Origin of the sequence: Desulfovermiculus halophilus DSM 18834 (genome assembly GCF_000620765.1) — a bacterium.
Classification (GTDB): Bacteria; Desulfobacterota; Desulfovibrionia; order Desulfovibrionales; family Desulfothermaceae; genus Desulfovermiculus; species Desulfovermiculus halophilus.
Genome location: NZ_JIAK01000005.1, coordinates 173,629 through 193,013, shown reverse-complemented (window position 1 = coordinate 193,013; position 19,385 = coordinate 173,629). Strand labels below are relative to the sequence as shown.

Sequence of the window (19,385 nt, the reverse complement as noted above, 5' to 3'; positions counted from 1 at the left end):
CGCTAGCCGTCATTTCGGGATGCGGTTTCCCGCAGGCGGTGCTCGAGATGAGTGTACCGCCTGGATCCGCTGATATTGTTCAGCCCCAGGCCCAGGGCCTTTTTGCTTCCCACCAGCACGGCCAACCGCTTGGCCCTGGTCAGAGCGGTATATATGAGGTTACGCTGCAACAGAAGATAGTGCTGGGTGACCACAGGGACGATCACCGCCGGATACTCGCTCCCCTGGGATTTGTGGACGCTGATACAGTAAGCCAAAGACAGCTCGTCGAACTCGTTCTGGGTGTAGCGCACCCGGACATCGTCGAACTCAACGATCAGCTCCCCTTCGTCCTGATCAAACCCCCGCACCCAGCCCAGGTCTCCATTAAACACCTCTTTGTCATAGTTGTTCCTGGTCTGCAGGACCCGGTCCCCGATCCGAAAGGCCCGGTTCCCACTGCGCACCTCTCGGCCTGATGGATTGAGCATCTCCTGCAGCCGGGCGTTGAGCTCCTGGGTTCCGACCAGGCCCTTGTGCATAGGGGTCAGGACCTGCACCTCCCGGACCGGATCCAAGCGGTAGATCTTCGGAATCCGTTCGCAGACCATGTACAGTATGAGCTCCTGGACCTTCTGGACGTCGTCTTGCTGGACCCAGAAGAAATCGGCCTGCGGCGGGGCCAGGGGGCTGGCCTGGGGAAATTTACCCTGGTTTATGCGGTGGGCGTTGACCACCACCATGCTCTCCTGGGCCTGACGGAAGATATGGGTCAAAACCGTGGTCGGCAGGGCTTGGCTGTTGATCAGATCGGCCAAAATATGACCCGGCCCTACCGATGGCAGCTGATGGACGTCTCCGACCAGGATGAGCTTGCAGGTCAAGGGCAAGGCCCGCAGCAGATGGACAAAGAGCTGGCAGTCAAGCATGGATGCCTCATCCACCAGGACTGCGTCGGCCTTGAGCTTTTTGTCCTCGTTGTGGGCGAACCCCTCTCCAGGGGAAAACCCGAGCATCCGGTGCAGGGTCTGGGCCCAGGACCCGGTGGCTTCGGCCAGCCTCTTGGCCGCCCGTCCGGTGGGCGCTGCCAGCAGGACCTTCATCTGCAGACGGCGCAGGACGGTGACGATAATCGTGGTCAGAGTGGTCTTGCCCGTTCCAGGACCGCCGGTTATGATCGCGGTCTTGTGCAGACAGGCCTTCTCCATGGCCTCCAGCTGCTCAGCGGAAAACTCCAGCTTCGAGGACCGGGTCAGGCGGGTGATTTGAGTCCGAACCTTGGCCTCGTCCACCGCGGATGGATGGGAGGACAGATCCCCAAGCCTGGCGGCGATCTCCTTCTCCCAGCGGTAGAAATGGTGCAAGAACACCGCCTGCTGGACATCCTGCTCCGGAAGATCCACCACCCGGATCCGCTTTTTCTCTTCCAGTCTGGCCAGAGCCTGATCCAGGCCCTCAGCAGGCACGTGATCCCCCACCTTGTACACTTTGTCCATCAGCTCGTGCCGGGGACAGAAAAGGTGTCCGGCCTCGCTGTGCTGAAACAGGGTATAGATCAGCAGGGCCTCCAGGCGCTGGGGGCTGTCCAGGGAAAAACCGAGCTTTAGGGCCATCTTGTCCGCAGTCTTGAATCCGATCCCCCGGATCTCGTAGGCCAGGTCGTAGGGATTCTGGGTCAGCTTGTGCACTGCGTTTGCGCCGTAGTGCTTAAAGATGCGTCCGGCATAGGTGGTGGGAACCTCATGGGTCTGCAGAAAGAGCATCAAGGACCGGATCTCCCGTTGCGCGGCCCAGGACTGGACCATTCGCTCCAGCTTCTTGGGCCCGATGCCTTCCACCTCCAGCAGGCGTTCCGGATCCTGATCCAGCAGATCGAGCACCTCAGTGCCGAAGGCGTCAACCAGGCGCTGGGCCAGGGACGGACCCAGGCCCTTGATCATTCCCGAGCCCAGATACCGCTTGATCCCGTTCAAGCTGGCCGGGACCATCTGCTCCCAGGATTGGGCCTGGAACTGCCGACCGAACTTGGGGTGCTCCTGCCAGTGTCCGGATACTAAGAGCCCTTCTCCGGGAACCACATTCCCCAGCCCGCCGACCACAGTGACCAATCCCGGCTGATCCGAGGCTTTCAGGCGCAGGACCACGTATCCGGTCTCCGGATTGTGAAACAGGACCGTTTGTACCTCGCCGCGCAGATTCTCCACTGACATGCTCCCCACGTGTTCACCGGCCCAGGGTATGCCTATGCTCAGCCCAGGGCCTGCCGGTAGGTCATGGATTGCTTCAAGGTCTCCCGATCCATGTATTTCAGATCAGAACCCACCGGAATGCCTTGAGCCAGGCGGGTGATTCGAATCCCCGGGAAATCCCGGTGCACCAGATTGCGCACATAGGACTCGGTGGTCTCGCCTTCCCGGGTGGTTCCCAGCCCCAGAACAACCTCCTGAACCAGTCCCTGTGCCAAGCGGGTGTGCAGGAGATCAAAGGCCAGCTGATCGGCATCGATCCCGTCCAAGGGAGAGAGCAGCCCACCCAGAACAAAATATTTGCCCTGATAGAATCCGGCCTCGTCAATGGCCAGCAGGGAGTCCCAGTCCGCCACAACGCACAGCAGTCCGTCGTCTCGACGCGGATCGCTGCAAACCGGACAGGGATCGGTTTCAGTCAGACTACGGCACTGGCTGCACACGCAGAGCTGGCTCCGCAGATCGCAGATCGCCCGCCCCAGGCCGCGGGCCTTTTCCTCCGGCCAGCTGAGCAGGGTCAATCCAATCCGCAGAGCCGACTTCCGGCCCACTCCGGGCAGGGCAGCCAGCTGATCAACCAGGGTTTGCAGTGCCTGCGGCAATCGATCCATAAATATGCCGTCATCTCCCCGGGGACCTGCAGGCCCCCGGGCGGTAAGAGGTTCAAAGCGCACACGCCGCGGCCCGAAGAGCATCCGGGATGCTACATCAGCCCCGGGATCTTCATTCCTCCGGTCAGCTGGGACATCTCCCCTTCCGCCATCTCTCTGGCCTTCTTCAAGGCCTCATTGGACGCAGCATGGATCAGGTCCTGCAACATGGTCACATCCTGAGGATCAACAACCGCCGGATCGATCCGGACCGAAACGATCTGCAGCGCCCCGCTGGCCGTGACCGTGACCATCCCTCCCCCGGCACTGGCCTCCACCGTCTTCTTGGCCAGCTCTTCCTGCATGTCGGCCATCTTCTTCTGCATCTCCTGCGCCTGGCGCATGATATCATTGAGTCCCATTGATCACCCCTTGATCATCATTTCGTCGTTCCAGCGGGAGGGCCGCTGCCCCATCCCGCATGTCGTGTTTGGTTCGTGGCCCCAGTCCAATACCATTTGCTGCGTATGTGTGTGCCGTCTCTCTCGTGCGGCCCGCACCCTCTTCTGATCCCGCCCAAAACTGAATACCGGAGCGCGAATCACCCGTTCTCTGGTCCGGACCCGTGGTCCGCCTGTTCGGTCTGCACATCCACAATCCGGGCCGCAAAACGCTCAATGGCCTCCTGGACCATGGGCTCGTTCAGGATTTTTTTTTTCCCCTCCTGCTGATTCTGGGTCCCACCCTGATCCATTCGGCAGACCCGGATCTCCATCCGGGATCCGAAATACTCCTCGGCCCGCTCCTGCAGCCAGGCCACCTTGTCCCTGTCCTGCAGACGCTGGGCCATATACCCTGGACAGTAGAGCTCAAGCCGGCTGCCGTTTGCATGCCCCTGGATGAGATGCAGGTGGGACAGGGGCTTGTCCTTTCTGGACCGCACCGAGGCCAAAAATCCCTCCCAGTCCCTGCTGCCAGTCGACGCGCCGTTCCCGGACTGCCTCTCCGCCCCGGACGCGGGACCTGCCTCGGGTGGGCCTCCAGGAGCGCGCTTTTTGCCCTCGGCTTGGGAACCGGGGACCTTTTTCCGCCTGGAGGGTGCGCTGCCTCCTTCCTGGCCCACCCCGACCAGCTCGGGCAGAAACGCGAGGTTCATGAGCATCAGCTCCAGGGCCAGGGCCGGATCCGGGCTGGAGACAACCCGTCTCTGGCCTTCCAGGGTCATCTGCCAGGCGGCATGGATCTGGCGCATGCTGATAGCATCGGCTCTTTTTAGCCATTGCCTGGCCTCTTCCTCCGGCATGTCCAGCAGGGGTATGCCTTGCTCGCCGGTCTGCTTCAGGATAAACAGGTTCCGCCAGGCCAGGGCCAGATCCTGAAGGAAAAAGCCGATATCCAACCCCTGATCCAGCAGCTGCCGGACCAGATTCACAACAGCGGCGCAGTCTTGGTCTGCCAGGGACTGGACACACTCCTGCATCAGCTCCTGGCCGGCCAGACCGAGCAAGGACTGGACCGCCGGGGTCGAAATCTCCTCCTGTCCCAAGGCCATGACCTGCCCCAACAGGGACAGGCAATCCCGGACACTTCCGCCCCCCTTGCGGGCCAGCACCCTCAGGGCGGAAGACTCGTAGGCCATGCCCTGCTCCTCGAGGATCCATCCCATGTGCCCTTCCAGGACCTGCTGCTCCACCCGCTTGAAGACCAGATGCTGACAGCGGCTGACAATAGTGGCCGGGAACTTGTGCGGCTCGGTGGTGGCCAGGATGAAACACACGTGGCCCGGCGGTTCCTCCAGGGTCTTGAGCAGGGCGTTGAAGGCGGAGCGGGAGAGCATGTGGGCTTCATCAATGATCACTACCTTATAGCGGCAGTGCAGCGGGGCATAGCTCACATCCTCGGTCAGCTTGCGGACATGATCCACCCCGGTGTGCGAGGCGCCGTCGATCTCGGCCACATCCAGGCTTGTGCCCTGGGTGATCTGACGGCAGTACTCGCAGGTATTGCACGGCTCCGTCCCCGGTCCCTGGCTGCAGTTGATGGCCTTGGCCAGGATGCGGGCCACAGTTGTCTTGCCCACCCCCCTGGTGCCGCTGAACATATAGGCCGGAGCCACCCTGCCCTCCCCGGCGGCCCGGGACAGGATCTGGGTCACCGCCTCCTGCCCCACAACCTGGGAAAAGAGCTGGGGCCGATAGGCCGCAGTCAGGTGCGTCTGAGCCATATCCGTTTGCTTCGCTCCCGGTTCTTGCCCGCAGCCCACTTGGCTGACGGCGTCCACCACCTCATGGGCTACTCCAGACCGAAATGGGTCAACCATCCGGCGTACTTCAAGTTGTCCCCGTGGACCACTCGGAAGAACTCCTGCTGCAGGAGCTTGGTCACCGCTCCGGCCTCTCCAGGTCCGATCTTGCGCCGGTCAAGCTCCCGGATGGGGGTCACCTCGGCCGCGGTTCCGCAGAAAAAGGCCTCGTCCGCGGTGTAGATCTCATCCCTGGTGAACCGCTGCTCCTGGACCCGGTAGCCCATATCCCGGGCCAGGGTTATCAGGCAGTCTCTGGTGATCCCGGGCAGGACCGGCCCCAGGGGCGGGGTTTTCAGCACACTCTTTTTGACGATGAAGATGTTCTCCCCCGAGGCTTCGGCTACATAGCCGTCCACATCCAGAAGCAGGGACTCGTCGTATCCATCGGCCAAGGCCTCCCGTTTGGCCAGGACGGAGTTGACATAGTTCCCGCAGACCTTGGCCTTGGTCATCATCACGTTCACATGATGCCGGGTGAAGCTGGAGGTCTTCACCGTGATCCCTTTCTGCAGGGCCTCGTCGCCCAGGTAGGCGCCCCAGGGCCAGACAGCGATGATCACATGCACGGGGTTGTCCCCGGGATAGACCCCCATGGCTCCGTCGCCGATAAAGGCCAGCGGACGGACATAGCCCTCCTGCAGCCCGTTGGTCCGCAGGGTATCCAGGATGGCCTGGCTGATCTCTTCCCGGGAAAAGGGGATCTCCATCTGGACCACCTTGGCCGAATCGAAAAAGCGGTCCACATGCTCCTCCAGGCGCAACACTGCCGAGGAACCGTCAGAGCACCGATAGCAGCGGATGCCTTCAAACACGCCCACCCCATAATGCAGGGTATGGGTCAGGACGTGGACATTGGCCTCCCCCCAGGGGACAAACCGGCCGTCAAACCATATCTGCTCCGTCTTTTGAACCATGAAGCACGCTCCTCTTTGTGCGGGAATAGGGTTTATTCAGACATGTTCTCAGGGAAATGTTCTGTGCGTCCGCGGCCTCATCCCTGGCTGGTCCGGAAGACGAGACTGATCGGGGTCATGCTCAACCCGAAACGCTTGCGGATCTGTTTCTCCAGATACTTGGCATAGTTTTCCTTCAACAGGCCCCGGTCGTTCATGAAAAATACAAAGGTGGGCGGAGTGGACTCGGCCTGGGTCAAATAATAGAACTTGGCCCTGCGCCCCTTGACCACCGGAGGCTGGTGTCTGGATGTCATCTCTTGCAGGACCCGGTTCAGCTCCCCGGTGGTCACCCGCTGTCCGCACTCGGCCCACAGCTTTTCGGCCAGAGGCAGAAGACCGCCCAATCCAGCCCGGGTCACGCTGGAGGTGGCAATGACCGGGACGTGGGGACAAAACCTGAGTTCCTGTTCAAAATATGCCTTGACCTTCGGCCTTTGAGGTCTGGAGATGAGGTCGATCTTGTTCAGGGCCAGGATCAAGGGCGTCTTTTCCTTGTCCAGAAAGGACAACAGCCTCTTGTCCTGAACACTGAGCGGCTGGGCGGCATCAACCACCAGAATGGTCACTTGGGCCCGCTTGCTGCTTTTCAGGGCCCGCAGGACACTGTAGCGTTCCAGGGAATCCCGGATCCGGCTCTTGCGCCGGACCCCAGCTGTATCCACAAACAGATACCTGCTCTCCCCCCGGTCCAGGACCACATCCACGCTGTCCCTGGTGGTCCCGGCATCAGGACTGACAATAAGCCGTTTTTCTCCCAACAGGGTATTGATCAAGGAGGACTTGCCCACATTGGGCCGTCCCAGGAGGGCGAGACTCAGATCCGGATGGGTCTTCTGAGCATCGGATGTCTCCGCGCTTTGTTCCGGCAGGCGCTGCATGATGGCCTGAACAAGAAAAGGACAGCCGTATCCATGGGCTGCAGACACGGCGGTCATCTCCAGCCCCAGGGCGTGAAAGTCCGCCAGGCACCCTGTCTCCTGCTCCGGACCGTCCACCTTGTTGACCACGAGAAGCACCGGCTTCCGGCTCCGGCGAATGAGCACGGCCAGCTCCTGGTCAATGGGGGACAGCCCTTTCTTGCCGTCCACGACCAGAAGGATGAGCTGGGCCTCATCGATGGCCTCCCTGGCCTGCTCCATGATCGTGGACTGGAGGTGCTCTTCGGATTCCGGCTCAATGCCCCCTGTATCCACCAGGGCGAAGCAGCGCTCCTCGGCCTGCACCTGGCCGTACATCCGGTCCCTGGTCACGCCGGGCCGGTCGTGGGTCAGGGCCTTGTTCTGCCGCAGGAGACGGTTGAAAAGGGTGGACTTGCCCACATTGGTGCGGCCGATGACAGCCACAAGGGGACATGCGTTCATGAAAGGCTCTGGATAAAAAAAGATTTCAGATATCGGGCCCTTGTTTCCCGGAAGAGGTCAGGGGCACGGCCCGTGTCTCCCCTTCCCGGAAAACCGCTCCCTACAGCTCATGCCTCCCGCACCGCCCGGGCGATGTTCTGATCAAAGGGGGGCGACATGATCTCTGTTTCGGTGATGATATGCGTAATCAGCCTGTGCGGGGTGATGTCAAAGGCGTAGTTGAATACAGGGACACCTTCCGGCACAACCCGGGTGGTCTGTACATGGGTCACCTCCCGGGCCGTCCGCTCTTCAATGGGGATGTCCTCCCCGGATTCGGCCCGGGTATCGATTGTGGATATGGGCGCGGCTACGTAAAAAGGGATCCCGTGGGCCTGGGCCAGCAGCCCCAGTCCGTAGGTACCGATCTTGTTGGCCGTGTCCCCGTTGGCCGCAATGCGGTCCGCTCCAACGATAACCGCCTGGATCAGCCCCCGGGACATGAGCAGGGCTGCGGCGTTGTCGCAGGCCACCCGGACCGGGATATCGTCCTGCTGCAGCTCATAGGCCGTCAGCCGGGCCCCCTGCAGGAAGGGCCGTGTCTCGTTGGCCACCACGCCGACCGTCTTGCCGGCGGACTTGGCCGCCCGGATGACGCCCAGGGCCGTCCCGTAGCCACCGGTGGCCAGGGCTCCGGCATTGCAGTGGGTCATGACCGTCCAGCCTTCCTGGATCAGTTCCTGGCCCAAACGGCCCATGGCCTTGTTGGCTACGATATCCTCGTTGTGGATATCCTTCGCCAGCTTGCCCCACATCCAGCGCAGATCGGCAAGGGGGATATCCGGATCGGCCTTCCAGGCCCGGCGCATGCGCTGCACACTGTGCTGCAGGTTCACCGCCGTCGGCCTGGCCCGGCTCAAGCGGTCCAGCTTTTCATCCAGCCGCTTCTGCCAGGTGCGATCCGAGGGATCCAGGGAGGCCGCGCCCAGACAGCAGGCATAGGCTGCGCTGACCCCTATGGCCGGGGCTCCCCGGACCACCATGTCCTGCAGAGCTGCAATCACGTCCTGCACCCTGCGGCAGACGAACCACTTTTCCCGGTCCGGCAGGAAGCGCTGATCCAACAGCAGCAGGGCCGGTTCGGATTCCGAAAATCTGATATGTCGCTTCATAGACGGAACCGCAAAAGGTCGATTGGTGTCAACGATGAGCCAAGCTGGAGCCCGTAACCAATTGATTTTGGTTCTTCGACCTAGCCTGTGGATTTTTGGAGTCTGCCATCTCTTCTGTGTGCAATTCCATTTTCTGTGTCGAAGGGCCTTGATTTTTCTGTCCTCTGTGCTCTGTCTTCTGCGCCTGCAACTCTGCCCTTGGCAGGCACATCTTCATGCTCCCGGGCCCATGGTAAAGGTGCGGCGCTCTATCTGTCAGCCCCGTTTGGCTTCCAGCTTGGCCTCAAGCAGGGAGTTGACCATTTTGGGATTGGCCTGCCCCTTGGTCTTTTTCATTACCTGGCCCATGAAAAAACTGAGCAGCTTGGATTTTCCGCCCAGATAGGACTGCACTTCCTCCGGATTCTCGTCCAGGACTTCGTCCACCACCTGGTCCAGCTCCCCCTGATCCGAGATCTGGGACAACCCCCTGGCCTGTACATAGGTTTCCGGGTCCTCTCCGGACGTGAACAGCTCGGGGAAGATCTGTTTTCCGATGGTGTTGCTGATCGTACCCCGGGCGATAAGATTGATCAATGCCGCCAGCTGCTCCGGGCGCAAAGAGACCTGGGCGGCCTTCATGTCCCGTTCTTTGAGCTCGCGCTGCATCTCGGTCAGCATCCAGTTGCTCACCTCTTTGGGCCCGGCCTGAGCAGCCGCGGCTTCAAAATAGTCGGCCAGGTCCTGCTCCTGGGTCAACAGCCGGGCATCTGCGGAGGACAGGCCGTAGGCCTGTGCAAACCTCCGGGCCTTGGTCCGGGGCAACTCAGGCAGCCCTTCCCGCCAGGCTTTGAGCTCCTCTTCGTCCACAGCCACCGGCACCAGGTCCGGATCGGGAAAGTATCGATAGTCGTGGGCCTCTTCCTTGCCCCGCATCGGTCTGGTTTGCCCCTTGTCCTGATCAAAAAGCCTGGTCTCCTGGACCACCTCCTCGCCGTCCTCCACCAGGGCGACCTGCCGGGAGATCTCGTATTCCAGGGCCTTGTGCACATGACGGAAAGAATTCATGTTCTTCAGTTCCGCCCTGGTTCCCAGCCCGGTATCGCCCCGGGGCCGGATGGACACGTTCGCGTCGCAGCGGAAGTTTCCCTCTTCCATATTCGCGTCGCTGATTCCCAGATAGAGCAGAATGCTCCGCAGTCCCTTCAGATAGGCCACAGCCTCGTCAGCTGAGGCCAGATCCGGACCGCTGACGATCTCGATCAGGGGGACCCCGGTCCGATTGAGATCCACAAAGCTCATGTTCTCCGCCGGGGAGTGAATGGATTTTCCCGCATCGTCCTCCATGTGAATGCGCACAATCCCCACCCTCTTCTCCCCGGCCTCGGTCTCGATATCCAGATGGCCGTTCTCGGCCAGGGGGATTTCGTACTGCGAGATCTGATATCCCTTGGGCAGGTCGGGATAGAAATAGTTCTTGCGGGCGAAGATCGAGCGCCGATTGACTGTACAGTCCACAGCCAGGGCCATCTTGGCTGCATACTCCACGGCCTTCTTGTTCATGACCGGCAGGGCTCCGGGCATGCCGGCGCAGACCGGACAAACATGGGAGTTCGGCTCCTGCCCGAAGCGGGTGGAGCAGGCACAGAACAGCTTGGACTTGGTGCTCAGTTGGGCATGGACTTCCAGTCCAATTACAGCTTCAAACCACATTGATCACTCCTAAGGGATCTCAAACGCCCTTCGGCCACTGGGGACGATGGACCGGCATTTCTCTGCCCTGTCTCCGCACAAGACCGCCGGCTGTATTCGCGTCCTGCATTCCGATACGCGTCCAGCAGCTCCGGCGCCCTGTACTGCATCAGGCGGGCCTAGTGTTTCGAGGTAAGCACGGTCCTGGACACCAGGACCCCGAGCCGGCCGCGGGTCTTCAGCCGTCCGGCAACCCGGGCCGCCTGTGCACCGCTGCCGCAGTACAGATCCACGTGCCGTCCGGTGATGGCTCCGCCCACATCCTGGGCCAGACCGAAACCAGAGAGTGTATCTTTGCTTGCAGAACCTGGCAAGTCCACTTCCATGGCCAGCAGTGCCCCCAGGGGGAGTAACGACGGATCGGTGGCCAGGCTGACCCTGGGAGTCAGCACCCGGCCCAGAGCCCCATACGGCCCGTTTGACCGCAGCCGGAAGAACACGTAGCTGGGATTGGTGTACAAAATCTCGGGCATCAATTCCGGATGCTGGTCCAGGAAGGCCCGGATGGACTGCATACTCAAGCCCTCATAGCTCATGTGCCCCCTGTCCACCAAAACCCGGCCCAGGGAAACGTACTCCCGGCCGTTCTTTCCGGCGTAGCCGATGTGAGCCGTTTCCCCGTCGGGAAGCTGCAGCTGCCCGGAGCCCTGGATCTGCAAAAAAAAGACATCCACCGCATCCCGGGCCCAGGCCACAACCTCGGCCTTTTCTTCCAGAACATCCCGGCCGTCGATCTCGGCCCGGGTATGATAGGGCACAGCCTCTCCGTCAGCAATCCGGTATATCAGGCTCTGCCCCTTCCATCTGGGATGAAAACGGCCCAGATCCACGCGCTGCAGATCCTCGGGCGGGGCATACAGGGGGTGGGGATAGCCGGGAGCCTGCTCAAGGCTGGCTTGGAGCCTGGGCTGGTAGTAGCCGGTAAACATTGGACCGGGGCGCAGCTGATACAGGACGAACTCCCGTTCCAGCAGCCCGGGATCGGCCTGCAGGTCCGGGAGGATGCGCAGCATGTGGCCCAGTGTGGCCTGCAAGTCCCCCACTGTCAGGGTCAGTTCCGGGGTGTCCAGGACAGTCTCTTCACTGTTCCGGCCCTGCAGGGCATCCAGAGTGCGTTCCAAGGGTCCGGCCAGGTCCAGCCAGGAGTCCAGCCCCTGGGTGGCCGGATCCAGGCCGCGGCAAAAGCTTCTCATCTCCCGGGTCTGCAACCGGTCGAAACCGGGCTCCACCGGCTCTTTCCCCCCGCAGCCCGGACAGGCCAGAACCAGTCCGGCCCAGACCGCACCCATCCACAACCAGCTCCAAACAGTTGAACGTAGGCTCATGCATATCTCCTGCTCTGCCCAATACACCCACAGCGTTCAGCACGTATTCTCGGCTCTTCGCCCCAGAAAGTGGGCACACAGAAGAGACGGCAAACACAAAACACAGGCTTCGTCGAAGAACCTTATTCTCTGTCCGCCTTCTCCTGTCCGGAGGAGAGATATCCGACCCTTTGCAGGTGCTGGAAAAAAGAAGTGCCATCCGGCTCAACCAGCAGGAACCTGCCCTGTAAGGCCTGGATGCTGATCTCATCTCCCTGGTGCAGGGGCCAGCCGGACTGACCGTCCAGGGTGATGAAGCACTCCGGGGCGGTGGATTCCACCCGGATGGAGACTTCCTGACTGCTGGGAAGGATCAAGGGCCGGAACTCGCTCATAAAGGGGCAGACCGGGCAGATCTCCATGACCTCAAGCTCAGGGCTGATCAGCCCTCCTCCGGCTGCGGCCGCATAGGCCGTGGACCCCACCGGGGTAGAGACGATCACCCCATCGGCCCGCAGGGCCGAGATCAGCTTCCCCCCGCTCCAGATGCTCAGCCGGACCAGACGGGCCAACCCACTCCTGCCGACCACCATATCGTTGATGAACCATCCGGAGCGGACCATCCCCCCGTCCCGCTGCAGGCCATAACCCAGGACAATCCGCGGACTGATCTGATACCTGCCCTCAACAATCCGGGGCAGGACCGCCTCCCATTCCTCCGGACTCAGGGCGGCCAAAAACCCCACTTGCCCGTAATTGATCCCCAGGATCGGAACTCCCAGGCCGGCCACCCGCCCGGCCACCCGCAACAGGGTTCCGTCCCCGCCCAGAACCAGGATCATGTCCGGCAGGGAGCTGCATCCCGGCTCAGCGTGGACATAGTTGTCCAGAGGCACGATCCTGGCCTGAAGACCCCGCCGGTGCAGCCAGCGCTGAATGTCTGTACCCAGGCGTTCGGCCTGAGTGTGTCCGCTTTTGGTTATGAGATGGATTGTTGAAATCGGTGTGCGCATTGCCCTTGTCTTAGTCCAAACTCCTTTCCGATTCAAGAGCGGCCAGTCGGGCTCTTGACAAATACAGGGAAAGCTGCCATGAATCTCCTGATCGAGCGGGTGTAGCTCAGCTGGTAGAGTACAAGCTTCCCAAGCTTGGTGTCGCGGGTTCGATCCCCGTCACCCGCTCCACTCCTTTTCCAGAACGTGTATCCAAGGGAGTGGACCGCATGGTCCACTTTTTTTTTGATTTAGAACCCGATGAATCAGCACGAACACCTCGTCAGCCTTATCGAACCGATTGTCCGTTCCCTGGGCCTTACCCTGTGGGGGATCGAACCCCCCTCCTCCCCCAAGGGAGGGAAGCTGCGGGTCTTTTTGGACTCCGAACAGGGGGTGAGCGTAGACCAGTGCGCTGAGGCCAGCAGGCACATCAGCATGCTCCTGGATGTTGATGATCCCATACCCGGCTCATATGTCCTGGAAGTCTCGTCCCCCGGACTGGAACGGCTTTTTTTCCATTTTCATCAGCTGGCAGACTACATCGGCCACCCGGTTGCCGTCACCCTCAAGGACCCGGTCCAGGGACGCAAAAAATGGAAAGGGACCCTGCTGCAGGCCGCGGACAACGAGATCACCCTGAACAGCAAAACCCAGACCGTGGTTCTGCACTGGGACCAGATACATAAAATGCACCTTATCTATTCCGGCCGTTGATCCTTTGCTTCACGGCCGACGGAAGCAGAGCCTGGAGATCCGCCCATGAGTTTGGAACTGAAGAAGTCCATAGACCACATCAGCAAGGAACGGCGCATCGACCGTGACGTCCTTATCGACACCCTGGAAGAGGCTGTGCGCTCAGCCGTGAACAAAAAGTTCAACAACAAGCTGGACATTGAAGTCAACTTTAATGAAGAGACCGGGGACGTCGAGGTCTATCAGTTCAAGATCGTCACCGAGGATATCGACGATCCGGACACTGAGATCAGCCTGGAAGAAGCCAAACAGGTGGATCCCAACGTCGAGCTGGAAGACGAGCTGGGGTTCAAGCTGCATGTGGAAAACCTGGGGCGCATTGCCGCCCAGTCCGCCAAGCAGGTGATCATCCAGCGGATGCGGGACGCGGAGCAGGAAATCATCTATGAAGAGTACATAGAGCGCAAAGGGGAGATCATCAGCGGGACCGTCCAGCGCCGGGACCGGTCGGGCTGGATTGTCAACCTGGGCCGGACCGAGGCCTTGCTGCCCAAGGAAGAACAGGTTCCCAAGGAGCATTATCGCCGGGGTGACCGGATCCAGGGCTATATTATCGACGTCAAGAAGGAAGGCAAAGGTCCGCAGGTCGTCCTGTCCCGTTCCCACCCCGACTTTATGGCCGCCTTGTTCCGGATCGAAGTCCCGGAAATCAGCGACGGAACGATCAAGATCATGGGGGTGGCCAGAGATCCCGGCTTCCGGGCCAAGATCGCCCTTCTCTCCCGGGACCGGGATGTGGATCCCGTCGGGGCCTGCGTCGGAGTCCGCGGATCGCGCATCAACAAGATCGTCCAGGAGTTCAAGGGCGAACGGGTGGACATCGTGCTCTGGAGCCCGGACATCACCACCTACGCGGTCAACGCCCTGTCTCCGGCCCGGATATCCAGTATCACAGTAGACGAAGACGACAAGGCCCTGGAGGTTGTGGTCCCGGACAGCCAGCACCACCTGGCAATCGGCCGCAAGGGACAGAACGTGAAGCTGGCCAGCAAGCTGCTGGGCTGGAAAATCGATATCGTAACTGAGAGCAGATACGGGGAAATGTACGCCCATCGCCAGGACGTGGAACACGTAGCCAGCGTAACCGGCATCTCCGTGGATCAGTTCTATGCCGCCGGCCTGAACAGCCTGGAAGTCCTGCAATCCGCATCCGACCAGGAGCTGCTCCAGCTGGAAGGCATGAATGAGCAGAGACTGGATGACCTCAGGTCCGCGGTCAATCTTTTGAGCAGAAACGCCGCTCCTGCCTCGGATGCCGACGCGCAACCGCCGGAAGAAACTGAACCCGGGGACGATCAGGAGCCTTGGGCGGGCCCGGAGGCGAACGAAACGGCTCAAGACGACCCTGAAGAGGACGCATGATCAGCAGCTATCCGGACAGCCCGCAAGCAGCAGATGCTCCTTCCAAGCCCGGCGGCGGCCGACGGCATATCCCGCAGCGCATGTGCTGCATCTGCCGGACGCGCCTGCCCAAATATAATCTCCAACGGTACGTATGTCGGCGAGACGACCACGGTCGGTTGACACTGAAGTTTGATCCGCAACAAATCCTGCCCGGGCGCGGTTTTTACCTCTGTTCCGACCCCGGATGCCAAAGAGCCTTGACCCGTCACAAGGGGTGGCAGAAGAAGTGTAGGGGGGAGTCATGAACACCAAAATGCGAGTACGAGAACTCTCAGCCGAGCTGGGCCTGTCCAACAAGGAGCTGCTCCATATTCTCCGGGAAGAAAATATCCAGGTCAAAAGTCACATGAGCGGCCTCAGCGACGAGCAGGTTGAGAGCGTCAGAGCCAAAGTCAAAGACCATGCAGGGGATCATGCCTCCCAGGACAAGGTAACTCCGTCCGGGGTCATCGTCCGCCGCAGGCGAGGTCAGCGCAAAAAGGCCCATGAGGCCGAATCAGACGGCCGGGAGCAGGAAGCGGTTTCCCCTGTTTCTGAAGGGACCGAGCCTCCGGGACCTGAAGCTGGCCCCGAACAGCCGGAAGCAGAGCCCGAAGTCCCTGTTCAGCCGGAACCTGAACAGCCCCCGGCTGCCGAAAGCGGCGAGGTCTCTCCCCGGCAGCCCGCGGGCCCGGACCAGTCCCACGAGACGTCCGCTGTCGAGCTCCAGGCCGAGCAGCCCCCTACGTCCCCCGAGGAGCCGTCCCGGGCCGAACCCACCCCCCCTGCTGGCTCCGAACCCGAAGAGTCTGCTGCCGGGGAGCACGCGCCGGCTGAAGGGGCACAAGGGACTGAACCCCAGTCCGAAGCCAAGCCGGGGAAAAAGAAGCGGGGACGGAGAAAGAAGAAAGAGACCCCGCCCCCTCAGGTCACAGTCATATCCCGGCCCGAGGCCGCGCCTGAACCGGAAGCGCCGCCCGCAGCTCCGGCGGGAGAGGAATCCGCAGGAAAAGATCAAGAGAAGCAGGGCAAAAAGCGGAAGAAGGACAAGCGGACTGTGGACGTCTCCGGGTTGTACACCCAGGATGAGTCCCGCCAGGGCAAGGGTGCCAAAAAACAGGCCGAAGCTCCGGAAAAGCCGCCCCGGGGCAAAGGACGAAGGAAAAAACCGACGGCCCCTCAGGCTAGGAAAGGTCCCAAGCCCCAAGCCGTTCCCCAGCCTACCCAGCCTCTGAAAGCAGCCAAGCGCAAGATCCGGATGGAAGAAGCCATCCGGGTCGCGGACCTGGCCCAGGAGATGGGAATCAAGGCCCAGGACATCATCAAGAGCCTGTTCAACCTCGGGGTGATGACCACCATCAACCAGTCCCTGGATGTGGACACCGCCACCCTGGTCGCATCCGAGTTCGGATACGAGGTGGAAAAGGTCGGCTTTTCCGAGGAGGAGTACGTCCTGCCCCAGAAGGAGGACAACCCGGAAGAGCTCATGCCCCGCCCACCGGTGGTGACCATTATGGGCCACGTGGACCACGGCAAGACATCCCTGCTGGACGCCATCCGCAAGTCCCATGTCATGGATTCCGAGGCCGGGGGCATCACCCAGCATATCGGGGCCTACCACGTGCAGACCGAGGGCGGGACCCTGGTCTTTCTGGACACGCCGGGCCATGAGGCGTTCACTGAAATGCGCTCCCGCGGGGCGCAGGTCACGGACGTGGTCATCCTCATTGTGGCCGCAGACGACGGGGTGATGGATCAGACCAAGGAAGCGGTCAACCACGCCAAGGCGGCCCAGGTGCCCATTATTGTGGCTGTGAACAAGATCGACAAGGACAATGCCGATCCGGACCGGGTCAAGAGGGAATTGGCCGACCTGGGCCTGATTCCGGAAGAATGGGGCGGAGAGACCATCTACGCCTATATATCCGCCAAACAGCGGATCGGGTTGAGCGAGCTCTTGGAGATGGTCCTCCTCCAGACCGAGGTCCTGGAGCTGAAGGCCAACCCCGCCAAGCGGGCCAGGGGCCACATTGTGGAAGCCAAGCTGGACAAGGGACGCGGCCCGGTGGGTACGGTCCTTATCCAGGAAGGCACCCTGCGCACCTCTGATCCGTTTGTATGCGGCCTGTATTCAGGCCGGGCCCGGGCCCTGTTCAACGACATGGGGCAAAAGATAGACGAAGCCGGGCCGTCCATGCCTGTTGAGGTCCAAGGGTTTGAAGGCGTGCCCAATGCCGGGGACGAATTCGTGGTCGTGGAAAACGACAAGGTCGCCAAACGGATCGCCGAAACCAGGCAGGCCAAGCACCGGGAACGGGAGTTGGCCAAGGAAACCAAGGTCACCCTGGAGAGCTTCTTTGCCGCCAAGGCCGAAGAAGAGATCAAGAACCTCAATCTGATCCTCAAGGCCGATGTCCAGGGCTCCCTGGAAGCCATCACCGAATCCCTGCAAAAGCAGGGCACCAGCGAGGTGAAGGTGAACATCATCCACGGCGGGATCGGGGCGATCACTGAATCGGACATCAAGCTGGCCTCGGCCTCGGCAGCGGTGATCATCGGCTTCAATGTCCGGCCCACGGCCAAGGTCAAGGACCTGGCCGACCAGGAAAGCGTGGATATACGTTTCTACAATGTCATCTATCACCTGGTGAACGAGGTCAAAGAAGCCATGGCCGGAATGCTGGCTCCGGTCACCAAGGAAGAATACCTGGGACAGGCCGAGGTCCGGGACATCTTCTCCGTACCCAAGGTGGGCACTGTGGCCGGATGCTTCGTTTTAGACGGCAAGCTCCAGCGCAACGCCGGCATTCGCCTGCTCCGGGACGGCGTGGTTATCTACACCGGCAAGCTGAGTTCCCTGAAGCGGTTTAAGGACGACGTCAAGGAAGTGACCAAGGACTACGAATGCGGTGTGGGCTTGGAAAAATTCAATGATATCAAGGCTGGGGACATCATCGAGGCCTTTTCCGAGTTTCAGGAAAAAGCCACCCTGGAGTAGGATCAGGGCAGCGGGCCGGTATGCACATCGGAATCCTCAAGGTTGAGTTTCGGCTCCACGGCCTGACCTCGATCAAGGCCAAGCGGAGCATTGCCGCCAGCATAAAACGCAAGCTGCGCAACAAGTTCAACGTTGCAGTGGCTGAAGTTGAGGCCCAGGATATCACGGATGTCCTCATCCTGGGGGTGGTCACAGTGGCCAATGAAGCCAAGCGGGTGGATTCCCAGCTGCAGAAGGCCTATGCAATGATCGAGGCCGCGACCTCGGAAGAGATCGTCCATTTCAGCACCGAGATCTTCAGCGGCTGACAAGGGGAGTTCTATGCGCAAGGCATATTCGCGCCGGGCCATCCGGCTGGAAGAGATGATCATGCACGAGCTGGGTCGGATCCTGGTCCAGGAAATCCAGGATCCGCGCCTGGAGCTGGTTACTGTCAGCGGCGTGCGCCTGAATACGGATCTGACTGTGGCCGAAGTCCTGTACACCCACGGCCAGAGCCCGGTCCGGCACTCCGAGGTCCAACAGGGGCTGGATGCTGCCCGCGGCTATATGCGGACCATGCTCGGCAAACGGATCAAGCTGCGCCATGTGCCTGAGCTCCGCTTTGTCTGGGACAGCTTTTTGGAAGAGACGATTCATGACCCCCCTATCGCAGATACTTGACCGCTGGCGCAGCTCCCGCACATTCCTCCTCACCGCTCATGCCAATCCGGATGGGGATGCCGTGGGCTCCCTGGTCGGCCTGGCCCACGTGCTGGCCTTGATGGGAAAGACCGGGCATATCCTTGTGCCCCAAGGACTTCCGGATCGCTTCTCCTGGCTGACTGCTCCCTGGCCGGTTGTTTCCTCTCCCCCGGGGCTCTCCGGCCGGTGCATCGTCATCCTGGACTGTGCCGATCTGGACCGGGTGGGAACAGAGCTTGCTGCTGTGTTCCGCGCTCAGGATGTGCTCAACATTGACCATCATACCGGGAACACCTTGTTCGGCTCCCTGAACTGGGTGGATCCCGCAATGTCCTCGGTCGGAGAGATGATCGCCCTGGCCGCCCGCCGGCTTGGCTTTCCCCTTCAGGGCCATCTGGGTGAGGCCCTGTATCTTGCTCTCATGGCCGACACCGGTTCCCTGAGCTTTAGCAACACCACCCCCCAGACCCTGGACATTGTCTCTGAGATCCAGGCCTGCGGGCTGGACCTGGATGGATTCCAGGCCAAACTGCAGCGTCAGTGGCCCCTGGCCAAGCTCCACCTGCACGGCCGGGCCATGCAGGATGTATCGGTGCGGGGAGAGGGGAAAATCGGCATAATCCGAGCCCCACGGGCCCTGCGTGATCAGACCGGGGCCACCCTGGAGGACTGCGAAGGCCTGGTGGACTATGTCCGCCGACTGCGGGGGGTGGTGGTGGCCGTCAGTCTTCGCGAAGAAGAGGATGGAGTGAAGTTCAGCCTGCGGACCTGGGGGGAAGTAAATGTCCGGGACATCGCCGCCGAGCTCGGAGGAGGCGGCCATCCCAATGCAGCTGGAGGATCGATCCCTGGTCCACTACAGGACGCGGAAGAAAGGATTGTCCAAACCATTTGCGCCCGCACGGGCTGGCCCCACCGCATGGACTGACCCTCCTTTGCGCTCAGCCCA

The 19,385-nt window shown here is 61.1% G+C and carries 17 protein-coding genes and 1 tRNA gene; 8 read left to right on the top strand and 10 right to left on the bottom strand.

Going from position 1 to position 19,385, the window contains the following annotated elements:
- Positions 1–2 precede the first annotated feature (2 nt).
- From recD2 to N902_RS0102190, 10 genes are all read right to left on the bottom strand, one after another.
- Positions 3–2,189, bottom strand: coding sequence for an SF1B family DNA helicase RecD2 (recD2, locus tag N902_RS0102235; protein ID WP_027369604.1), 2,187 nt, complete (start codon positions 2,187–2,189; stop codon positions 3–5).
- 38 nt (positions 2,190–2,227) lie between these two features.
- Complete coding sequence (gene recR, locus N902_RS0102230) at positions 2,228–2,836, bottom strand: recombination mediator RecR (RefSeq protein WP_027369603.1); 609 nt, start codon at positions 2,834–2,836, stop codon at positions 2,228–2,230.
- 92 nt (positions 2,837–2,928) lie between these two features.
- Entirely contained in the window at positions 2,929–3,237 is a 309-nt protein-coding gene (locus N902_RS0102225; RefSeq protein ID WP_027369602.1) for a YbaB/EbfC family nucleoid-associated protein, read from the bottom strand.
- Positions 3,238–3,416: 179 nt separating this feature from the next.
- The gene (gene dnaX / locus N902_RS16000) at positions 3,417–5,039 is read right to left on the bottom strand and encodes a DNA polymerase III subunit gamma/tau (protein ID WP_084287645.1); all 1,623 of its coding nucleotides are present in this window, start codon (positions 5,037–5,039) and stop codon (positions 3,417–3,419) included.
- A 68-nt stretch (positions 5,040–5,107) separates the two neighbouring features.
- Positions 5,108–6,034, bottom strand: a complete 927-nt coding sequence (locus tag N902_RS0102215; RefSeq protein WP_027369601.1) for a branched-chain amino acid transaminase — start codon at positions 6,032–6,034, stop codon at positions 5,108–5,110.
- A gap of 77 nt (positions 6,035–6,111) precedes the next feature.
- Entirely contained in the window at positions 6,112–7,437 is a 1,326-nt protein-coding gene (gene der, locus N902_RS0102210) for a ribosome biogenesis GTPase Der (protein WP_027369600.1), read from the bottom strand.
- Between the two features lie 107 nt (positions 7,438–7,544).
- Complete coding sequence (gene mtnA / locus N902_RS0102205; protein WP_027369599.1) at positions 7,545–8,588, bottom strand: S-methyl-5-thioribose-1-phosphate isomerase; 1,044 nt, start codon at positions 8,586–8,588, stop codon at positions 7,545–7,547.
- Positions 8,589–8,843: 255 nt separating this feature from the next.
- The gene (gatB, locus tag N902_RS0102200; RefSeq protein ID WP_027369598.1) at positions 8,844–10,280 is read right to left on the bottom strand and encodes an Asp-tRNA(Asn)/Glu-tRNA(Gln) amidotransferase subunit GatB; all 1,437 of its coding nucleotides are present in this window, start codon (positions 10,278–10,280) and stop codon (positions 8,844–8,846) included.
- Between the two features lie 158 nt (positions 10,281–10,438).
- Entirely contained in the window at positions 10,439–11,644 is a 1,206-nt protein-coding gene (gene mltA / locus N902_RS0102195; protein ID WP_084287612.1) for a murein transglycosylase A, read from the bottom strand.
- Positions 11,645–11,766: 122 nt separating this feature from the next.
- Positions 11,767–12,636 carry an NAD(+)/NADH kinase gene (locus N902_RS0102190; RefSeq protein ID WP_027369596.1) on the bottom strand — a complete coding sequence of 290 codons (870 nt, stop codon included), beginning with the start codon at positions 12,634–12,636 and terminating at the stop codon, positions 11,767–11,769.
- A gap of 95 nt (positions 12,637–12,731) precedes the next feature.
- On the opposite strand from N902_RS0102190, the gene N902_RS0102185 reads away from it, so the two are divergent.
- The 8 genes from N902_RS0102185 to N902_RS15990 all read left to right on the top strand — a co-directional run bounded on the left by N902_RS0102185 (position 12,732) and on the right by N902_RS15990 (position 19,364).
- Positions 12,732–12,807, top strand: a tRNA-Gly gene (locus tag N902_RS0102185).
- Positions 12,808–12,876: 69 nt separating this feature from the next.
- Complete coding sequence (locus tag N902_RS0102180) at positions 12,877–13,332, top strand: ribosome maturation factor RimP (RefSeq protein WP_027369595.1); 456 nt, start codon at positions 12,877–12,879, stop codon at positions 13,330–13,332.
- 45 nt (positions 13,333–13,377) lie between these two features.
- Complete coding sequence (nusA, locus tag N902_RS0102175; RefSeq protein ID WP_027369594.1) at positions 13,378–14,733, top strand: transcription termination factor NusA; 1,356 nt, start codon at positions 13,378–13,380, stop codon at positions 14,731–14,733.
- Complete coding sequence (locus tag N902_RS19045; RefSeq protein WP_341830619.1) at positions 14,730–15,020, top strand: YlxR family protein; 291 nt, start codon at positions 14,730–14,732, stop codon at positions 15,018–15,020. The genes nusA and N902_RS19045 overlap by 4 nt, the downstream gene beginning before the upstream one ends.
- Positions 15,017–17,752, top strand: a complete 2,736-nt coding sequence (infB, locus tag N902_RS0102170; RefSeq protein WP_027369593.1) for a translation initiation factor IF-2 — start codon at positions 15,017–15,019, stop codon at positions 17,750–17,752. Before N902_RS19045 ends, infB begins: the two co-directional genes overlap by 4 nt.
- A 20-nt stretch (positions 17,753–17,772) precedes the next feature.
- Positions 17,773–18,060 carry a DUF503 domain-containing protein gene (locus tag N902_RS0102165; RefSeq protein ID WP_027369592.1) on the top strand — a complete coding sequence of 96 codons (288 nt, stop codon included), beginning with the start codon at positions 17,773–17,775 and terminating at the stop codon, positions 18,058–18,060.
- A gap of 13 nt (positions 18,061–18,073) precedes the next feature.
- Positions 18,074–18,415, top strand: a complete 342-nt coding sequence (gene rbfA, locus N902_RS0102160) for a 30S ribosome-binding factor RbfA (RefSeq protein ID WP_027369591.1) — start codon at positions 18,074–18,076, stop codon at positions 18,413–18,415.
- A complete protein-coding gene (locus N902_RS15990; protein ID WP_034621264.1) occupies positions 18,390–19,364 on the top strand; it encodes a DHH family phosphoesterase in 975 nt (324 codons plus the stop codon). Before rbfA ends, N902_RS15990 begins: the two co-directional genes overlap by 26 nt.
- Positions 19,365–19,385: the final 21 nt, after the last annotated feature.